Genomic DNA, 15,911 nt, shown 5'->3' on the forward strand with positions numbered 1-15,911 from the left:
TTTTGCTTGTTGGCTTGGGGGGTGGTGGTGGGGGAGCGGGGGGGGGGGTGGCACGGGGGGGGGGGTGCTCCCCCCCCCCCCCCCCCCCCCCCCCCCCACGGTCGTACGGGTGGTGAGGGGACGTCAGCTCTGCGCCGGGGCGTCCTGCTCGGTCGCGTCCGGCTGCGCGGCGTCGTCCGACGAGGACTCCGAGGCGGTACCCGACAGCGCGCGCTCACGCATCTTGCGCAGCAGCTCCTGCTTCTGGTCGGCCGCCGTCTTGCGGTCGGCGTCGCGCGCAGGGCCGACGCCCTGCTGCTCGGCGCGGGACAGCTTCTTGCGCTGTCCGCCCACACCGAGCAGGTTGTTACGGCTCTTAGCCACGGCGTTCTCCGGTTCGTAGTGCGAAGTGAGGTCTGAAGCGACCTGGAATCGGTCCGGTGGGCGGCGGGTGGTCGGGCCCGCCGCGCTCTCACTCGTAGATCTGGAAGAACGAAGACATGCCGGAACCGTACCCCGGCCCGGCGGGCCCCCGCACCAGCTTTTCGGCCGGTCGCGTGCCGTGCCCCGCGCCGGGCCTCAGGACGCCGGGTCCACCGTCGCCTGGTGGGCATCGGCGAGATGTTCCCCGGCCTTGAGCCAGGGCAGGAACTGCACCCGTTCGCTCCAGCCGCAGGTGTCGCAGCTCAGCTGCCGCCGCACCCCCGACTTCTGTACGTGGACGATGTGTTCACGGCCGTGCTGGTCCCATCTCCTGACCTTGCTGGTGGTCATGGACGGCATCGGGGCCTCCTGGGTGGGGGGTGCCCAGTGTGCAACGAAGCCCCCGGTTCCGTACGGGGAACCGGGGGCTTCGTCCAGCGGACCCGGTGGATCAGCAGCCGAGCAGGCGGGCGCCGAGGTAGGCCTGGATCTGGTCCAGGGAGACGCGCTCCTGCTTCATGGTGTCGCGCTCGCGCACGGTCACCGCGTTGTCGTCGAGGGTGTCGAAGTCGACGGTGACGCAGAACGGCGTACCGATCTCGTCCTGACGGCGGTAGCGGCGGCCGATGGCACCCGCGTCGTCGAACTCGATGTTCCAGTTCTTCCGCAGGTCGGTGGCGAGGCCCTTGGCCTTCGGCGAAAGCTGCGGGTTGCGGGACAGCGGCAGGACGGCGACCTTGACCGGCGCGAGGCGCGGGTCGAGACGCATCACGGTGCGCTTCTCCATGACGCCCTTGGCGTTGGGCGCCTCGTCCTCGATGTAGGCGTCGAGGAGGAAGGCCAGCATCGCCCGGCCGACACCGGCCGCCGGCTCGATGACGTACGGAGTCCAGCGCTCGCCGGCCTCCTGGTCGAAGAAGGAGAGGTCCGTGCCCGAGGCCTTGGAGTGCGCCTTGAGGTCGTAGTCCGTGCGGTTGGCGACGCCCTCCAGCTCACCCCACTCGCTGCCGCCGAAGCGGAAGCGGTACTCGATGTCGGCGGTGCGCTTGGAGTAGTGCGAGAGCTTCTCCGCCGGGTGCTCGTACCAGCGCATGTTCTCCTCGCGCATGCCGAGCTCCGTGTACCAGTTCCAGCGCTGGTCCATCCAGTACTGCTGCCACTCCTCGTCCTCGCCCGGCTTGACGAAGAACTCCATCTCCATCTGCTCGAACTCGCGGGTCCGGAAGATGAAGTTGCCCGGAGTGATCTCGTTCCGGAAGGACTTGCCCATCTGGGCGATGCCGAACGGCGGCTTCTTGCGCGAGGTCTGCTGCACCTGGCCGAAGTTGGTGAAGATGCCCTGGGCGGTCTCGGGGCGCAGGTAGGCGACCGAGCCGGAGTCCTGGGTCGGGCCGAGGTGGGTGGAGAGCAGGCCCGAGAACTGCTTGGGCTCGGTGAAGGTGCCCTTGTTGCCGCAGTTGGGGCAGTTGAGGTCGGCGAGGCCGTTCACGGGCGGCTTGCCGTGCTTCTCCTCGTACGCCTCCTCCAGGTGGTCGGCGCGGAAGCGCTTGTGACAGGAGGTGCACTCGGTCAGCGGGTCGCTGAACGTGGCGACGTGACCGGAGGCGACCCACACCTCGGGGGCCAGGATGACCGACGAGTCGAGTCCGACCACGTCCTCGCGCGAGGTGACCATGTAGCGCCACCACTGGCGCTTGAGGTTCTCCTTCATCTCGACGCCCAGCGGCCCGTAGTCCCAGGCGGCCTTCTGGCCTCCGTAGATCTCACTGCACGGGTAGACGAAGCCACGGCGCTTGCTCAGGCTGACGATGGAGTCGATCTTGTCGGCGGCCACGGTGCTCTCTTCATTTACGACGAAATTTGGACAGGGTTGGCGCGAAGCGCCTCAGTGGGGGGGGTGGTGATCGGGAGACGGGCGGGCGAATGCTTCAGATTACCGGCGGGCACGCCCCCTGGATCAAATCGGTGTCGGCGTCGTCGGCCTCGAAGTCATCTCATCAGCCTTGTTGACAATCGTTTCCAGTTTTGTTGAAAATGACTGTCATGAACGTAAGCCGCCTCATACCCACCGCCGCCGTCGCCGGAGCAGTCGTCCTCGGCCTCACCGCCCTCACCGCCTGCTCCTCCTCCGACGCCGCGGACCGCAAGAACGGCGACAAGCTGGACGTGGTGGCCTCGTTCTATCCGATGCAGTTCCTGGCCGAGCAGATAGGCGGGAAGCACGTCTCCGTCACCACGCTGACCAGGCCGGGCCAGGAGCCGCACGACCTGGAGCTCAGCCCGCGGCAGATCGGCGGACTCACCGACGCCGGCTTCATCCTCTACCTCAAGGGCATCCAGCCCGCCGTGGACGACGCCATCGTGCAGTCCGGCGCGAAGAACGTCACCGACGCCGCCAAGCTCACCACGCTGGAGGACCACGGCACCGAGACCGGCGCCGACGAGCACGGTCACGAACACCACGGCGACGAGGCCGGAGCCGACCCCCACATCTGGCTGGACCCGGTGAAGTACGCCGAGGTCGCCAAGGGCGTGGGCGCGTCCCTGGAGAAGACCGACCCCGACCACGCCGCGGACTACCGGAAGAACACGGACGCGCTGGTCACCAAGCTCGACGGCCTGAACACGGCGTACGTGAACGGGCTGAAGAACACCGCCACCAAGACGTTCATCACCACCCACTCCGCCTTCGGGTACCTCGCCGAGCGCTACGGCCTCACCCAGGAGGGCATCGCCGGCGTCGACCCCGAGGCCGAGCCCAGCCCCGCCCGGATCAGCGAGATCCACACCATCGCGGAGAAGAACAAGGTCACCACCGTATTCTTCGAGACGCTCGCCAGCGACAGGACCGCGAGGACCCTCGCCAAGGACACCGGCCTGAAGACCGACGTCCTGGACCCGCTCGAAGGAATCACGGGCAAGTCCAAGGGCGCCGACTACATCGAAGTCATGCAGTCCAACCTCGCCGCCCTGCAGAAGGCGCTCGGCGCGAAGTGACCCTCGAAACACCCGCCACAGCAGCATCGGAGGCGCTCATGCCCGAGACCGGGAGCACCACGACCGACCCCGTGATAGCCCTGCGGGGCGCCACCGCCACGCTCGGCGCGCGTCCCGTGCTGCGCGGCATCGACCTGACCGTCCACCGCGGCGAGGTCGCCGCCCTGCTCGGCGCCAACGGCTCGGGCAAGTCGACCGCCGTACGCTCCGTCATCGGCCAGGTCCCGCTCACCGGCGGCTCCGTCGAGCTGTTCGGCACCCCGCTGCGCCGCTTCCGCGACTGGGCACGCATCGGTTACGTACCCCAGCGCACCACGGCGGCCGGCGGCGTCCCCGCCACGATCCGCGAGGTCGTCACCTCCGGTCGGCTCTCCCGCACCGGGCTGGGCCTGCTCCGCAAGGCCGACCGAGCCGCCGTCGACCGGGCCATCGAGCTCGTCGGCCTCGCCGACCGGGCCAAGGACTCGGTGGACGCGCTCTCCGGCGGACAGCACCAGCGGGTGCTGATCGCCCGCGCGCTGGCCGCCGAACCCGAGCTGCTGATCATGGACGAGCCGATGGCCGGCGTCGACCTGGCCAGCCAGGAGATCCTGGCCGCGACCCTGCGCGAGCAGGTCGCGGCCGGCACCACGGTGCTGCTCGTGCTGCATGAGCTCGGCCCGCTGGAGCCGCTGATCGACCGCGCGATCGTGCTGCGCGACGGCTGTGTGATGCACGACGGGCCGCCGCCGAAGGCGCTGGGCCAGCACGCCCTGCCCGGACACGACCACGTACACCCCCACGCGGCCTCCGAGCCCGTCCGGACGGGACTGCTGAGCTGATCATGGAATTCCTCAATCCGCCCTTCATGCAGCGGGCCCTGCTCGCCGCCGTGCTCGTCGGTGTCATCGCCCCCGCCGTCGGCATCTACCTCGTCCAGCGCCGCCAGGCCCTGATGGGCGACGGCATCGGCCATATCGCGATGACCGGTGTCGGCCTCGGCTTCCTGCTCTCCACCAGCCCGGTCTGGATGGCCACGGCGGTCGCCGTGGCCGGTGCCGTCGTGATGGAGCTGATCCGCTGGTACGGACGCACCCGCGGCGACATCGCGCTGGCCATGCTGTTCTACGGCGGCATGGCGGGCGGTGTGCTGCTGATCAACCTCTCCGACACCGGCTCCAACGCCAACCTCACCTCGTACCTCTTCGGCTCCCTGTCCACGGTCTCCTCCGAGGACATCACCTCGATCTGCGTGCTGGCCGCCTTCGTGCTGCTGGTGACGCTGGGGCTGCGCCGCCAGCTGTTCGCGGTCAGCCAGGACGAGGAGTTCGCCCGGGTCACCGGGCTGCCGGTGCGCGCGCTGAATCTGCTGGTCGCCGTGACGGCGGCGGTGACCGTCACCGTCGCGATGCGGGTCGTCGGGCTGCTGCTGGTCAGCGCGCTGATGGTGGTGCCGGTCGCGGCCGCGCAGCAGATCTCCAGGTCCTTCAAGGTGACGTTCGTGCTGTCGGTCGTCATCGGCACGGCGGTGACCCTGGCCGGCACCGTGACCTCGTACTACCAGGACGTGCCGCCCGGCGCGACGATCGTGCTGCTGGCCATCGCGGTCTTCGTCGCCCTGACGTTGCTGGCGACCCCGCTGACCAGACGCCGCGCCCGCCGGAGCGAAGCGGCGTCCGAGGAGTGCACCCTGGAGGTACCGGCCTCCCGTCCGGCCCCGGACGCGCTCCGGGTTTGACCGCGACGGCCGGACGGGCTGGCACAATGGCCCGACACAGGTACGGGCGACACGAGGAGGCTGCTGTGGCGACGGCGCCGATCAGTGGAACGAACGCGGCTCCGGTACGCGGCCGGTCGACCCGGCAGCGGGCGGCGGTGGCGGCGGCGCTCGACGAGGTGGACGAGTTCCGCAGCGCCCAGGAGCTGCACGACGTGCTCAAGCACCGCGGTGACTCGGTCGGGCTGACCACCGTCTACCGCACCCTCCAGTCCCTCGCCGACGCCGGCGAGGTCGACGTGCTGCGCACCACGGAGGGTGAGTCCGTGTACCGGCGCTGCTCGACCGGGGACCACCACCACCATCTGGTGTGCCGGATGTGCGGCAAGGCCGTGGAGGTCGAGGGCCCCGCGGTGGAGCAGTGGGCGGAGACCATCGCCACTCAGCACGGGTATGTGAACGTGGCCCATACGGTGGAGATCTTCGGTACGTGCGCGGAGTGCGCGGGCGCGAAGAAGTGAGGTCCGGGGGCGCTGCCCCCGGACCCCCCTCGCTCAGCCCGTCGGCTCCTGCGCCGCCTCCATCGCGCCGCCGAAGCGCCGGTCCCGCTGGGCGAACTCCAGGCAGGCCCGCCACAGGTCGCGGCGGTCGAAGTCCGGCCAGAGCACGTCCTGGAAGACCATCTCGGCGTAGGCGCTCTGCCAGATCAGGTAGTTGGACGTGCGCTGCTCCCCGCTGGGGCGGACGAAGAGGTCGACGTCCGGCATGTCCGGGTAGTAGATGTACTTCGCGAAGGTCTTCTCGTTGACCTTGGACGGGTCCAGCTTCCCGGCCGCGACGTCCTGCGCGATGCGCTGCGCGGCGTCGGCGATCTCGGCCCGGCCGCCGTAGTTGACGCAGAAGTACAGCGTCATCTTGTCGTTGTCCTTGGTCTGCTCCTGGGCGACCTGGAGCTCCTGGACCACGGACTTCCACAGCTTGGGCATGCGGCCCACCCAGCGGATGCGGATGCCCAGCTCGTCCATCTCGTCGCGGCGGCGGCGGATGACGTCCCGGTTGAAGTTCATCAGGAACTTCACCTCCTCCGGGGACCGCTTCCAGTTCTCGGTGGAGAACGCGTACAGCGAGAGGTTCTTGACGCCCATCTCGATGCAGCCCTTGAGCACGTCCATGACGACGCCCTCGCCGACCTTGTGCCCCTCGGTGCGCGGCAGGCCGCGTTCCTTGGCCCAGCGGCCGTTGCCGTCCATCACGACGGCCACGTGCTTGGGCACCAGCTCGCCGGGGATCTTCGGGGGTGTGGCACCGGAGGGGTGCGGCTCCGGGGTCTTGTAGTCGCGCCGGTTACGGCTGCCGAGCATCCCGCGTACTGCCATGAACTGTCTCGCTCCCTGTGCCTGATCCGCCTGTGTCACTTCTCTACGTACCGCAGTGAGCGCAGCCCGCGCTCCAGGTGCCAGTGCAGATAGGCGGACACCAGTCCGCTCCCCTCCCTGACATGACGCGCCTCGCACGCGTCCGCCGTCTCCCAGTCGCCGCTGAGCAGTGCGCTCAGCAGGGTGACGGCCTCAGCCGAGGGTACGACGCTGCCGGGCACCCGGCAGTCGCCGCATATGACGCCGCCCGCCGCGACGGAGAAGAACCGGTTCGGTCCGGGCATTCCGCACTTGGCGCAGTCCTCAAAGCTGGGTGCGTAGCCGTTGACGGCCAGCGAGCGCAGCAGGAACGCGTCGAGGATGAGATGCGGCTCGTGCTCGCCGCGGGCGAGGGTGCGCAGCCCGCCGACGAGCAGCAGGTACTGCTGGACCGCGGGCTCGCCCTCGTGGTCGGTGAACCGCTCGGCGGTCTCCAGCATCGCGGTGCCCGCGGTGTAGCGGGCGTAGTCGGTGACGATGCCGCCGCCGTACGGGGCGATCGTCTCGCTCTGGGCGCAGAGCGGCAGTCCGCGGCCGATCAGTTCGCTGCCGCGGGCGAAGAACTGCACGTCGACGTGGGAGAAGGGTTCCAGCCGCGCCCCGAACTTGGACTTCGTGCGCCGTACCCCGCGCGCGACGGCGCGTACCCGGCCGTGGCCGCGGGTCAGGATCGTGATGATCCGGTCGGCCTCGCCCAGCTTCTGCGTGCGCAGCACCACGCCGTCGTCCCGGAACAAGCTCATACGACCATTGTCCGGTACGGGAAGGGCCGGCGGGGCCGGGGCCGTCAGGAGGGGGTGCGCGCGGCCTCGGCGAGCAGTCGGGCCGTGTCCTGGGCACAGAGCTGCAGCGCGCCGCCGACGGTGGTCAGCACCTCGCGCTCCGCCTGTCCGTACGGGCCGTCGGCGAGCGCGATCCTGGCGCCCTGGAGCAGGATCGATTCGCGTCCGGCGGGGGCCAGATGCGGGGCCAGGGGTTCCAGCGCCTCGTGCAGCTCGATGGAGAGGGCCGCTCCGCAGGCCTCGGCCGCGGGGTCGAAGGCGGAGCCGTGGCCGGTGTCGGCGGCGAGGACCTCGACGACCGTGCAGAGCTGTTCCTCGGTGCAGTCGTCGAATCCGGCACCGCGCACGGTGGCGGCCGCGGCCTCCAGCACCGTGCGGGAGGTGGTGCCGCCGGCCGCGAGGACGCCGAGCGTGACGGTGTGGACGGCGTCCCGGAGCATGGCGGAGAGCCGGGTGGTGGTGGGGTGGTCGAGCGCATCGGTGCCGAAGTGCTCCCGGCAGGCGGCGCATTCGACGACGGGGCCGGCGGTGCCGCGCGCCAGCATCGGCACGCCGAGCACCACGAACCGCCGACGGCCGGTGAGACGGCGGTAGTTGCGGTCGCCGCCGCAGCCGGGGCAGAAGAACTCCCCGTCGCCGACGGGGTCCCAGACGGTGCGGATGCCGCAGATACGCAGCTTCATGGCGCGTTGTCCCAGGGCTGACCGCACGTCGCACACCTCCGTAACTCCCCCGTAGCCCCAAGGGCACGGGAGGTGCCCCCTCCGGCAACATTGCCGTGTGGACGTGATGTTAACCACAGTCACGATGCGGCGTCAGCACCTCGCTCGTCACAACCTCCCGGAGATGGCCGAACCCCGCCCCCCGGATGCGGGTGGACGGGGTCCTCGGCCGTGCGGCCCGGTGCCCTCGCGGGCGCCGGATCAGCGGGTGGCGCGGTTGACGGCGGAGACGACCGCCTTCAGCGAGGCCCGCGTGGTGTTGGCGTCGATGCCGATGCCCCACAGGACCTTTCCGTCGATCGCGCACTCGATGTACGAGGCGGCCTGGGAGCTGGCGCCCTCGCTCATGGTGTGCTCGGTGTAGTCCAGCAGACGGGCGTCGATGCCGATGGCCTGCAGCGCCTCGAAGAACGCGGAGATCGGCCCGTTGCCGGTACCGGTCAGTACGGTGTCCGCACCGTCCACGGTCGCCTCGACGGTGATCGTGTCCTGGCCGTCGGAGCCGGTCGTGGTCTGGCCGGTGCGCAGCTGTACGCGGCCCCAGGCGTTCTCCGGGTTGGGCAGGTACTCGTCGCGGAACGTGGACCAGATCTGCGTCGGCGTGACCTCGCCGCCCTCGGCATCCGTCTTGGCCTGAATGATCCGGGAGAATTCGATCTGCATCCGGCGCGGCAGGTCCAGCTTGTGGTCGTTCTTCAGGACGTAGGCGATTCCGCCCTTGCCGGACTGCGAGTTGACCCGGATGACGGCCTCGTAGCTGCGGCCGACGTCCTTCGGGTCGATCGGCAGGTACGGCACCGCCCACTCGAGATCGTCGACCGTCTTGCCCTGGGCGGCCGCGTCGGCCTCCATGGCGTCGAAGCCCTTCTTGATGGCGTCCTGGTGGGAGCCGGAGAAGGCGGTGTAGACCAGGTCGCCCGCGTAGGGGTGGCGCGGGTGGACCTCCATCTGGTTGCAGTACTCGCTGGTGCGGCGGATCTCGTCGATCTGCGAGAAGTCGATCTGCGGGTCGACACCCTGCGAGAAGAGGTTCATGCCCAGGGTGACCAGGTCGACGTTGCCGGTGCGCTCGCCCTGGCCGAACAGGCAGCCCTCGATCCGGTCCGCACCGGCCATGACGGCCAGCTCGGCGGCGGCGACGGCGGTGCCGCGGTCGTTGTGCGGGTGGACCGACAGGCAGACGAACTCGCGGCGCGACAGATTGCGCGACATCCACTCGAACCGGTCCGCGTGCGTGGACGGCGTCGAACGCTCCACGGTGGCGGGCAGGTTGAGGATGATCTCGCGGCCCTCCTCCGGCTGCCAGACGTCGCAGACCGCCTCGCAGACCTCCAGGGCGAAGTCCAGCTCGGTGTCGGTGAAGATCTCGGGGCTGTACTGGTAGCCGAAGGTCGTCTCCGGGCCCAGCAGCTTCTCCGCGTACTCCATGACCAGCCGCGTGCCGTCCACGGCGATCTGCTTGATGTCGTCCTTGGAGCCGCGGAAGACGACCCGGCGAAAGGTGGGCGCCGTCGCGTTGTACAGGTGCACGGTGGCCCGGCGGGCGCCGACGACGGACTCGACGGTCCGCTCGATCAGGTCCTCGCGGGCCTGCGTCAGGACGGAGATCGTCACGTCCTCGGGGATCGCACCCTCTTCGATGATGGAGCGGACGAACGCGAAGTCGGTCTCGCCGGAGGACGGGAAGCCGACCTCGATCTCCTTGTAGCCCATGCGTACGAGCAGATCGAACATCTCGCGCTTGCGGGCCGGCGACATCGGGTCGATCAGGGCCTGGTTGCCGTCGCGCAGGTCGGTGGAGAGCCAGCGGGGCGCGACGGTGATCCGCTTGTCCGGCCAGGTGCGGTCGGGGATGCCGACGGCCTCGTAGGTGCCGTACTTGTGGATCGGCATCCCGGACGGCTTCTGCAGCTGAGTCGCGTTGGTGATCGGCGTAGGACGGCCGACAGCGGTTTCAGCAGGGGTCTGAGCGGGATTTGCGTCGGTCATGACGTACGGCTCCTCGGGGTCCAACCAGTGGGACGGCCGACTGTGTCGCTGCAACACCAGACTCCGCGGGGAGGGGGTCGGCCTACGACTACAGGCCCTCGCCGCGGCAGCTAAGAAGAAGCAGCCCGAAACGCATGATGCAACGAGACTAACCGAGAGGCGCCTGATGCGTCCGTCCCGTATCAGTATGCGGGACCGGGCGCAGGAAACGCCCAACAGTGACCGATCACTCCATTTCGTCAATCCTGATCGCAACCAGTGACATCGCGATTACCTGGTGCCACAGTCGGCGGTATGCAGCCTCAGTCACCGCACGGGTTCCACCCCGTCTTCTGCACGATCGTGCCGCCTCATGTCCTCGACAAGCTGTCGCAGTCCGACAACCCCGATCTCGCCGGACCCTCCCGTCGCACCCTGGAGAGCGACGCGGCCCGCCGCACCCGCCGCCAGATGGCCACGGTCGTCACCGTGCCCGTCGCCCCCGCGACCGACGGGGAGGCCTCCGACAAGCCCGACCGGACGCTCTACGACTGCCGCCACCGCACCCAGCTGCCCGGCACCAAGGTCCGCGCCGAGGGCCAGGAGCCGACGAAGGACGCGAGCGTCAACCGCGCGTACGCGGGACTCGGCGCCACCTTCGAACTGCTGCTCAAGGCGTACGGACGCCGTTCGATCGACGGCAACGGACTGCCGCTGATCGGTTCCGTGCACTACGACGAGAAGTACAACAACGCCTTCTTCGACGGCGAGCAGATGGTCTTCGGCGACGGGGACGGCGAGATCTTCCTGGACTTCACCGTCGCCATCGACGTGATCGGCCATGAGCTGACCCACGGCCTGACCCAGTACACCGCCAATCTGAGCTACTACGGCCAGTCCGGCGCGCTCAACGAATCCATGTCCGACGTCTTCGGCTCCCTGGTCAAGCAGTACACGCTGGGCCAGACCGCCGACCAGGCCGACTGGCTGATCGGCGCCGGGCTGCTGGCCCCCCGCGTCCAGGGCGTCGCGCTGCGCTCGATGAAGGCGCCGGGGACGGCGTACGACGACGACGTGCTGGGCAAGGACCCGCAGCCCGCGTCGATGGAGGACTACATCCACACCAGCGAGGACAACGGCGGGGTGCACCTCAACTCCGGCATCCCGAACCGCGCGTTCTATCTGCTGGCGACGGCGCTCGGCGGCAACGCGTGGGAACGTGCCGGGCAGCTCTGGTTCGATGTGCTCACAGGTGGTCAACTGGCCGTGGACGCGGACTTCGCGTCCTTCGCCCGGCTGACGGTCGCCGCGGCCCGCAGCCGCTTCGGCGAGGGCGACGAGGCCGAGGCCGTCCTGAAGGCGTGGTCGGAAGTGGGCGTGCCGACCGCGTAGGGCACGGGCGTCCGGCGTTGGAGGACATCGCATGCGGATTCAGGTCAGCAGGACCGGCGGCTTCGCCGGCATCGCACGCCGATGCGAGGTCGACACCGCCGGGCGGGACGACGCCCCGGAATGGGAGGCACTGGCCGAATCGGCGCTGGCCGCGGGCCACGACACGCCTCCCAGGGGTGTGCCGGACGGCTTCCGGTACCGGATCACGGTCGGCGACCGGACGGTCCACTGTGCGGACCCGAGGCTGACCGACGCCCAGCGGGCACTGGTCTCACGCGTCCTGAAGGAGGGCGCGTGAGGCCGGTCTCCCGGTGACCCGGGTCACCGGCTCCCCCGCGGCCCGGGTCCTTGCGGCCCGGGTCCCCGCGGCCCGGCTCAGAAGCCGAGCTTGCGCAGCTGCTTGGGATCGCGCTGCCAGTCCTTCGCGACCTTCACATGGAGGTCCAGGAAGACCGGTGTGCCGAGCAGTGCCTCGATGTGCTTGCGCGACTTCGTGCCGACATCCTTCAGCCGCTTGCCCTTCGGGCCGATGATGATGCCCTTCTGGCTGGGGCGCTCGATGTAGACATTGGCGTGGATGTCGAGCAGCGGCTTGTCCGCCGGGCGGCCTTCGCGCGGCAGCATCTCCTCGACGACGACCGCGATGGAGTGCGGCAGCTCGTCCCGTACGCCTTCGAGCGCGGCCTCGCGGATCAGCTCCGCGACCATGACCATCTCGGGCTCGTCGGTGAGGTCGCCCTCCGGGTAGAGCGGCGGGCTCTCCGGGAGCAGCGGGGCGATCAGGTCACCCAGCAGACCGACCTGGGTGTCCTTGACCGCGGAGACCGGGATGATCTCCGCCCACTCGAAGCCGAGCTCCTCGCCGAGGCGGGAAACGGCGATCAGCTGTTCGGCGAGCTGCTTGGAGTCGACCAGGTCGGTCTTGGTGATGATGGCGATCTTCGGGGTCTTCTTGATGCCCGCGAGTTCCTTGACGATGTACTTGTCGCCGGGGCCGAGCTTCTGGTCGGCGGGCAGGCAGAAGCCGATGACGTCGACCTCGGCCCAGGTGGTCCGTACGACGTCGTTGAGCCGCTCGCCCAGCAGTGTGCGCGGCTTGTGGAGCCCGGGAGTGTCGACCAGGATCAGCTGCGCGTCGGCGCGGTGCACGATGCCCCGCACGGTGTGCCGGGTGGTCTGCGGCCGGTTGGAGGTGATCGCCACCTTCTGGCCGACCAGAGCGTTCGTGAGGGTGGACTTGCCCGCGTTGGGGCGGCCCACGAAGCAGGCGAAACCGGCCCGGTGGGGGGCTTTGCCGGCGGCCTGCTGCGCAGCGGCTTCTGTGTCAGGTCGAACGCTCATGGCGCCCATTGTCCCCGATCCCGGCGGCCTCGCCGCACCAAGGGCCGCGGCGGGGCCTGTCGGATGTCCTCTCAGGCGGTGCGGGCACGGCTCCGACGGGCCCGTATCCACACCCCCGTACCCCCGCCGACGATCACCAGCAGGATCCCGGCCATCAGCCAGGGCACGGCGAAGTACGGGACGGCGGCGGACTCGCGGGTCTCGCGGGCGCTCGCGGTCAGCCGGATCTCGCCCCATTCCAGCTGGGGCGCGCCGGCCCACTGCTCGGTCAGCCGGACCTCCTGGCGGGGCAGCAGCTCGGCGGGGATCCGCTTCAGGTCGCGGGCGAGCAGGGTGCGGCCGAAGAGCCCCTCGGCCTTGAGGGCGACCTTGGGGCTGAGGGTGACATTGCCCCGGTTGTGGAGCGTGTACGAGATGACGGCCCGGCTCCGCCCGGTGCCCGGGACCAGCGGCTGGGTGTGCTCGACCCGGATGTCGTCCACGGAGAGCGCGGGCACGGTCGGTCCGTTCACCCGCAGATAGATCCGGGCGCCGACCGCCTTCCGGACGCCCACGGCGACGGCACCGGCGTCGGCGGGGTCGACGCGCTCGTCGAGTGCGACGAGCGCGCCGGGGTGGTCGCCCGGTTCGGCGTTCTCGGGGACGGTGATGGTGACCGGGACGGTGACCGAGCCGTGCGGCTCCACGGTGACCCGGTCGCGGCCGGTCCTCGCCCAGGCGCCGACCGAGCGCTGCCGCTCGTCGCGGGCCCGGACGGCGAACCCGCCGTCGCGGGCGGTGTTGTACGCGTCGGCCGCGTACAGCCGGAAGGTCTGCGGCCGGTCCGTCCTGTTGGTGACGGTGACCTTGTCGTGGAGCGTGGCGCCGGGGTCGGCCGAGAGGTAGAAGTACGGGCGCTGACCGGCCCGTTCGGTGGCCGGGTAGACCGACCAGCTGCCGTTGTCCGCGGCGTGGGCGGCGGGCGCGCCGATCAGCAGGAGGGCGCCGGTCAGCAGGAGCAGGTAGATGGTGCGCACGGTGCGGTACCCCCGGGTGGTGGTCGGTACGGGCGGCCCGGGCGGGTGCGCGCCCGGTCCGCCGGTCGGTCGGGACCGCTCGGTCACGTGAGGGTGAGGGTGAGCACGCCGCAGTACGCGCCGGGGGCGGTGTACGCCGGTACGTTCAGCGCGAGCCGGGCGTCGACGGTGAACTCGCCGCCGGTGACGGTCCCGTTCGGCGTGGACGCCAGCGTGGCGCCCGCGCTGCCGACCGGTCCCCCGGAACCCGCCGCACAGGTGCTCGGGCTGCCGGCCTTCGTCGCGCAGACCGGCGTCCAGCCGAGTGCGGACGCGCCGATCGTCGCGCCGCCGGGGCCCTTGAAGTCGGTGACCTTTCCGGTCAGGGACCAGCCCGCGGGGCCGCCGCGGAAGTCCTCGACCGTCACCGTCTGCAGGGAGCCCCGGGAGGCGCCGCCGCGGCCGAAGTCGACCGCCGACATCTCGACGGTGTCCCCGGCCTGGACCATGGAGAGCGTGCCCGCCTTGACGGAGGCGTTGAGCTTCTGGCTGCCGTCCGGGATCTCCCCGCCGCCACCGGTGACGGTGTAGGCCTGCGGGCCCGCGCCCTTGGCCGGGTCCCAGCCGGCGCCCTCGTAGGCGACGATGCCGGTGGTCGCCGGGTCGTCGACAGTGAGCCGGCCGCTGAAGCCGCCGGAGCCGTCCGCCTTGGCGGTGGCCGTGTCGGCGGTCGGTGCGTCACCGGCCCGGCCGGCGAGGGTGATGTCCGCGCCCGGGGTGAACTTCGACCCGGTGACGGTGACCGTGTCGCCCGCCTTGCCGGACGCGGCGCCGAGCTGGATGGCGCGCTCGTTGACCTGGCCGCCGCCGTCCGTCGCGATGATCGTCTCGGAGACGGGTGCGGGCGGGTCCGTCACCGTGCAGGGGGTGTCCAGCTCCATGATGTAGCTGGTGTGGATGTTGTAGTCGCCGGGCGACAGCGTGATCTGTCCGGGCGCGGTGACCGTGAAGGTGCCGGTCATCGAGAACGACGGGAAGGCGCCCTTGCCGGGTACCGGGTCGTTCTTCTTCGGGCCCGCGACGGTGACGCTCGCGCTCTGCGCACCGCCGACCGTGACCTTGCCGGTCGGCGTCATGATGTCGGCGGGCAGCGCCAGATCGACCGGGTTGCTCGCGGCGGCTTCGACGACGGTGTAGGTGACCGTGACCGTGTCGCCCACCTCCGGGGCGGCGTTGTCGACGGTGATCTCGGCCTTCGTCGTCCCGTCGATCGGCGGGATGCCCGCGATGGCGGGCGGGATGCAGTGGGTGGGGAAGTCCACCGGCACCGAGGCGGTGGCCATGGCCTGCGCGGGGCCCGCGAGCCCCCCTCCCCCGGCCACGACGAGCGCGCCGACACCCAGCGCGGCGGCCCAGCGGCGGCCGTGCCCCGGCCGTCTTCGGGCACCGGATCTTCGCATGCTGATTCTTCGGACGGTCGGACGCATGGAGCCCCCTCCTGCGGATGCGGCGCAGCGGCTCTTCCGCGCCGACGGGGGCCCATTGACGGCCCCGGCCCCGAAGAAGTCAATGGGAGCGAAACGCTTCGGCTGATGACCCATCAGATGCTGTCAAGATCCGGCGATTCCCGCACATGGTGTGCGAACGCCCCGCGCCGGTCGGCTGCGGGGCGTTCGTACACGGTGTGCGGATGTTGTCCGCGTCAGCCCGCCGTCACGCTGACCCGCAGGGTGCCGTCGGGACCGGCGAGCAGGACGGGGGTGTCCGGGCCGCCCAGGTCCCGTACCGCGGCACGGTCCTCGTCCGACGGGGTCTCGGCCTCGGAGACGACCGCGGCCGCCTCCAGGGAGATGGCCCCGCTGGCCACGGCCATCGCCACGGCGGTCTGCAGCGCGCTGAGCTTCAGCGACTCCAGCCGTACGGTGCCGGCGACATACGTACGTCCGGTCTCGTCCCGTACGGCCGCGCCCTCCGGCACACCGTTGCGGGCGCGGGCGCTGCGCGCCAGCGTGACGATCTTGCGGTCCTCGGCGCCGAGGTCGGTGCTCTCAGTCATGTGCCGAGCATACGAACCGGGCGCACCCGCCCGCGCACTGCCCAGGGCCTGGTCAGGGGGGGGGGGGGGGGACCCCGGCCCTGCACTCGGTGATAGGCTTCCGGCTAGGTGTACTCCAACCTCCACCCCCCCCGTAACACACCCA

The 15,911-nt window shown here is 70.4% G+C and carries 17 protein-coding genes; 6 read left to right on the top strand and 11 right to left on the bottom strand.

Annotated elements, in window-relative coordinates; all coding sequences use genetic code 11:
- Nucleotides 1-123: 123 nt before the first annotated feature.
- From ACFVX4_RS02620 to ACFVX4_RS02630, 3 genes are all read right to left on the bottom strand, one after another.
- A complete protein-coding gene (locus ACFVX4_RS02620; protein WP_389971202.1) occupies nucleotides 124-363 on the bottom strand; it encodes a DUF6243 family protein in 240 nt (79 codons plus the stop codon).
- 195 nt (nucleotides 364-558) lie between these two features.
- Entirely contained in the window at nucleotides 559-762 is a 204-nt protein-coding gene (locus tag ACFVX4_RS02625; protein WP_389971204.1) for a hypothetical protein, read from the bottom strand.
- A 91-nt stretch (nucleotides 763-853) separates the two neighbouring features.
- Entirely contained in the window at nucleotides 854-2,236 is a 1,383-nt protein-coding gene (locus tag ACFVX4_RS02630) for a glycine--tRNA ligase (protein ID WP_389971206.1), read from the bottom strand.
- 209 nt (nucleotides 2,237-2,445) lie between these two features.
- Here ACFVX4_RS02630 and ACFVX4_RS02635 point away from each other — a divergent pair, with 209 nt between their 5' ends.
- From ACFVX4_RS02635 to ACFVX4_RS02650, 4 genes are all read left to right on the top strand, one after another.
- Nucleotides 2,446-3,399, top strand: a complete 954-nt coding sequence (locus ACFVX4_RS02635; RefSeq protein ID WP_389971208.1) for a metal ABC transporter substrate-binding protein — start codon at nucleotides 2,446-2,448, stop codon at nucleotides 3,397-3,399.
- 38 nt (nucleotides 3,400-3,437) lie between these two features.
- Nucleotides 3,438-4,220 (top strand): metal ABC transporter ATP-binding protein, encoded by a 783-nt coding sequence (locus ACFVX4_RS02640; protein WP_389971210.1) that lies wholly within the window; start codon nucleotides 3,438-3,440, stop codon nucleotides 4,218-4,220.
- A gap of 2 nt (nucleotides 4,221-4,222) precedes the next feature.
- Nucleotides 4,223-5,116 (top strand): metal ABC transporter permease, encoded by an 894-nt coding sequence (locus tag ACFVX4_RS02645; protein WP_389971212.1) that lies wholly within the window; start codon nucleotides 4,223-4,225, stop codon nucleotides 5,114-5,116.
- A 65-nt stretch (nucleotides 5,117-5,181) separates the two neighbouring features.
- Nucleotides 5,182-5,616 carry a Fur family transcriptional regulator gene (locus tag ACFVX4_RS02650; protein ID WP_389971214.1) on the top strand — a complete coding sequence of 145 codons (435 nt, stop codon included), beginning with the start codon at nucleotides 5,182-5,184 and terminating at the stop codon, nucleotides 5,614-5,616.
- A 33-nt stretch (nucleotides 5,617-5,649) separates the two neighbouring features.
- Here ACFVX4_RS02650 and ACFVX4_RS02655 read toward each other — a convergent pair whose 3' ends face one another.
- The 4 genes from ACFVX4_RS02655 to leuA form a co-directional block, all read right to left on the bottom strand.
- Entirely contained in the window at nucleotides 5,650-6,471 is an 822-nt protein-coding gene (locus tag ACFVX4_RS02655; RefSeq protein ID WP_389971216.1) for an isoprenyl transferase, read from the bottom strand.
- Between the two features lie 35 nt (nucleotides 6,472-6,506).
- Complete coding sequence (gene recO, locus ACFVX4_RS02660; protein WP_389971218.1) at nucleotides 6,507-7,253, bottom strand: DNA repair protein RecO; 747 nt, start codon at nucleotides 7,251-7,253, stop codon at nucleotides 6,507-6,509.
- A gap of 44 nt (nucleotides 7,254-7,297) precedes the next feature.
- Nucleotides 7,298-7,975 (bottom strand): TerB family tellurite resistance protein, encoded by a 678-nt coding sequence (locus ACFVX4_RS02665; protein ID WP_389972078.1) that lies wholly within the window; start codon nucleotides 7,973-7,975, stop codon nucleotides 7,298-7,300.
- 240 nt (nucleotides 7,976-8,215) lie between these two features.
- Complete coding sequence (gene leuA, locus ACFVX4_RS02670; protein ID WP_389971220.1) at nucleotides 8,216-10,003, bottom strand: 2-isopropylmalate synthase; 1,788 nt, start codon at nucleotides 10,001-10,003, stop codon at nucleotides 8,216-8,218.
- 294 nt (nucleotides 10,004-10,297) lie between these two features.
- Between leuA and ACFVX4_RS02675 the strand changes: the two genes are divergently transcribed.
- Nucleotides 10,298-11,374 carry a M4 family metallopeptidase gene (locus ACFVX4_RS02675; protein ID WP_389971222.1) on the top strand — a complete coding sequence of 359 codons (1,077 nt, stop codon included), beginning with the start codon at nucleotides 10,298-10,300 and terminating at the stop codon, nucleotides 11,372-11,374.
- Nucleotides 11,375-11,405: 31 nt separating this feature from the next.
- The gene (locus tag ACFVX4_RS02680) at nucleotides 11,406-11,672 is read left to right on the top strand and encodes a protealysin inhibitor emfourin (RefSeq protein WP_389971224.1); all 267 of its coding nucleotides are present in this window, start codon (nucleotides 11,406-11,408) and stop codon (nucleotides 11,670-11,672) included.
- Nucleotides 11,673-11,749: 77 nt separating this feature from the next.
- Here ACFVX4_RS02680 and era read toward each other — a convergent pair whose 3' ends face one another.
- The 4 genes from era to ACFVX4_RS02700 all read right to left on the bottom strand — a co-directional run bounded on the left by era (nucleotide 11,750) and on the right by ACFVX4_RS02700 (nucleotide 15,766).
- Nucleotides 11,750-12,724, bottom strand: a complete 975-nt coding sequence (gene era / locus ACFVX4_RS02685; RefSeq protein ID WP_389971226.1) for a GTPase Era — start codon at nucleotides 12,722-12,724, stop codon at nucleotides 11,750-11,752.
- 62 nt (nucleotides 12,725-12,786) lie between these two features.
- Nucleotides 12,787-13,731: a WxL protein peptidoglycan domain-containing protein gene (locus ACFVX4_RS02690; protein WP_389972080.1), complete on the bottom strand. Its 945-nt coding sequence runs from the start codon at nucleotides 13,729-13,731 to the stop codon at nucleotides 12,787-12,789.
- 83 nt (nucleotides 13,732-13,814) lie between these two features.
- The gene (locus tag ACFVX4_RS02695; RefSeq protein WP_389971228.1) at nucleotides 13,815-15,170 is read right to left on the bottom strand and encodes a beta-xylosidase; all 1,356 of its coding nucleotides are present in this window, start codon (nucleotides 15,168-15,170) and stop codon (nucleotides 13,815-13,817) included.
- Between the two features lie 242 nt (nucleotides 15,171-15,412).
- The gene (locus ACFVX4_RS02700) at nucleotides 15,413-15,766 is read right to left on the bottom strand and encodes a cytidine deaminase (RefSeq protein WP_389971230.1); all 354 of its coding nucleotides are present in this window, start codon (nucleotides 15,764-15,766) and stop codon (nucleotides 15,413-15,415) included.
- Nucleotides 15,767-15,911: the final 145 nt, after the last annotated feature.

Origin of the sequence: Streptomyces sp. NPDC058240 (assembly GCF_042882135.1) — a bacterium.
Taxonomy (GTDB): domain Bacteria; phylum Actinomycetota; class Actinomycetes; order Streptomycetales; family Streptomycetaceae; genus Streptomyces.

What these genes read in the sequence shown, in the direction of transcription:
- ACFVX4_RS02625 (WP_389971204.1), bottom strand. Translation starts at nt 762, where the DNA reads ATGCCGTCCATGACCACCAGCAAGGTCAGGAGATGGGACCAGCACGGC.
- ACFVX4_RS02635 (WP_389971208.1), top strand. Translation starts at nt 2,446, where the DNA reads ATGAACGTAAGCCGCCTCATACCCACCGCCGCCGTCGCCGGAGCAGTC.
- ACFVX4_RS02640 (WP_389971210.1), top strand. Translation starts at nt 3,438, where the DNA reads ATGCCCGAGACCGGGAGCACCACGACCGACCCCGTGATAGCCCTGCGG.
- ACFVX4_RS02645 (WP_389971212.1), top strand. Translation starts at nt 4,223, where the DNA reads ATGGAATTCCTCAATCCGCCCTTCATGCAGCGGGCCCTGCTCGCCGCC.
- ACFVX4_RS02655 (WP_389971216.1), bottom strand. Translation starts at nt 6,471, where the DNA reads ATGGCAGTACGCGGGATGCTCGGCAGCCGTAACCGGCGCGACTACAAG.
- recO (WP_389971218.1), bottom strand. Translation starts at nt 7,253, where the DNA reads ATGAGCTTGTTCCGGGACGACGGCGTGGTGCTGCGCACGCAGAAGCTG.
- ACFVX4_RS02665 (WP_389972078.1), bottom strand. Translation starts at nt 7,975, where the DNA reads ATGAAGCTGCGTATCTGCGGCATCCGCACCGTCTGGGACCCCGTCGGC.
- leuA (WP_389971220.1), bottom strand. Translation starts at nt 10,003, where the DNA reads ATGACCGACGCAAATCCCGCTCAGACCCCTGCTGAAACCGCTGTCGGC.
- ACFVX4_RS02675 (WP_389971222.1), top strand. Translation starts at nt 10,298, where the DNA reads ATGCAGCCTCAGTCACCGCACGGGTTCCACCCCGTCTTCTGCACGATC.
- ACFVX4_RS02680 (WP_389971224.1), top strand. Translation starts at nt 11,406, where the DNA reads ATGCGGATTCAGGTCAGCAGGACCGGCGGCTTCGCCGGCATCGCACGC.
- era (WP_389971226.1), bottom strand. Translation starts at nt 12,724, where the DNA reads ATGGGCGCCATGAGCGTTCGACCTGACACAGAAGCCGCTGCGCAGCAG.
- ACFVX4_RS02695 (WP_389971228.1), bottom strand. Translation starts at nt 15,170, where the DNA reads ATGCGAAGATCCGGTGCCCGAAGACGGCCGGGGCACGGCCGCCGCTGG.
- ACFVX4_RS02700 (WP_389971230.1), bottom strand. Translation starts at nt 15,766, where the DNA reads ATGACTGAGAGCACCGACCTCGGCGCCGAGGACCGCAAGATCGTCACG.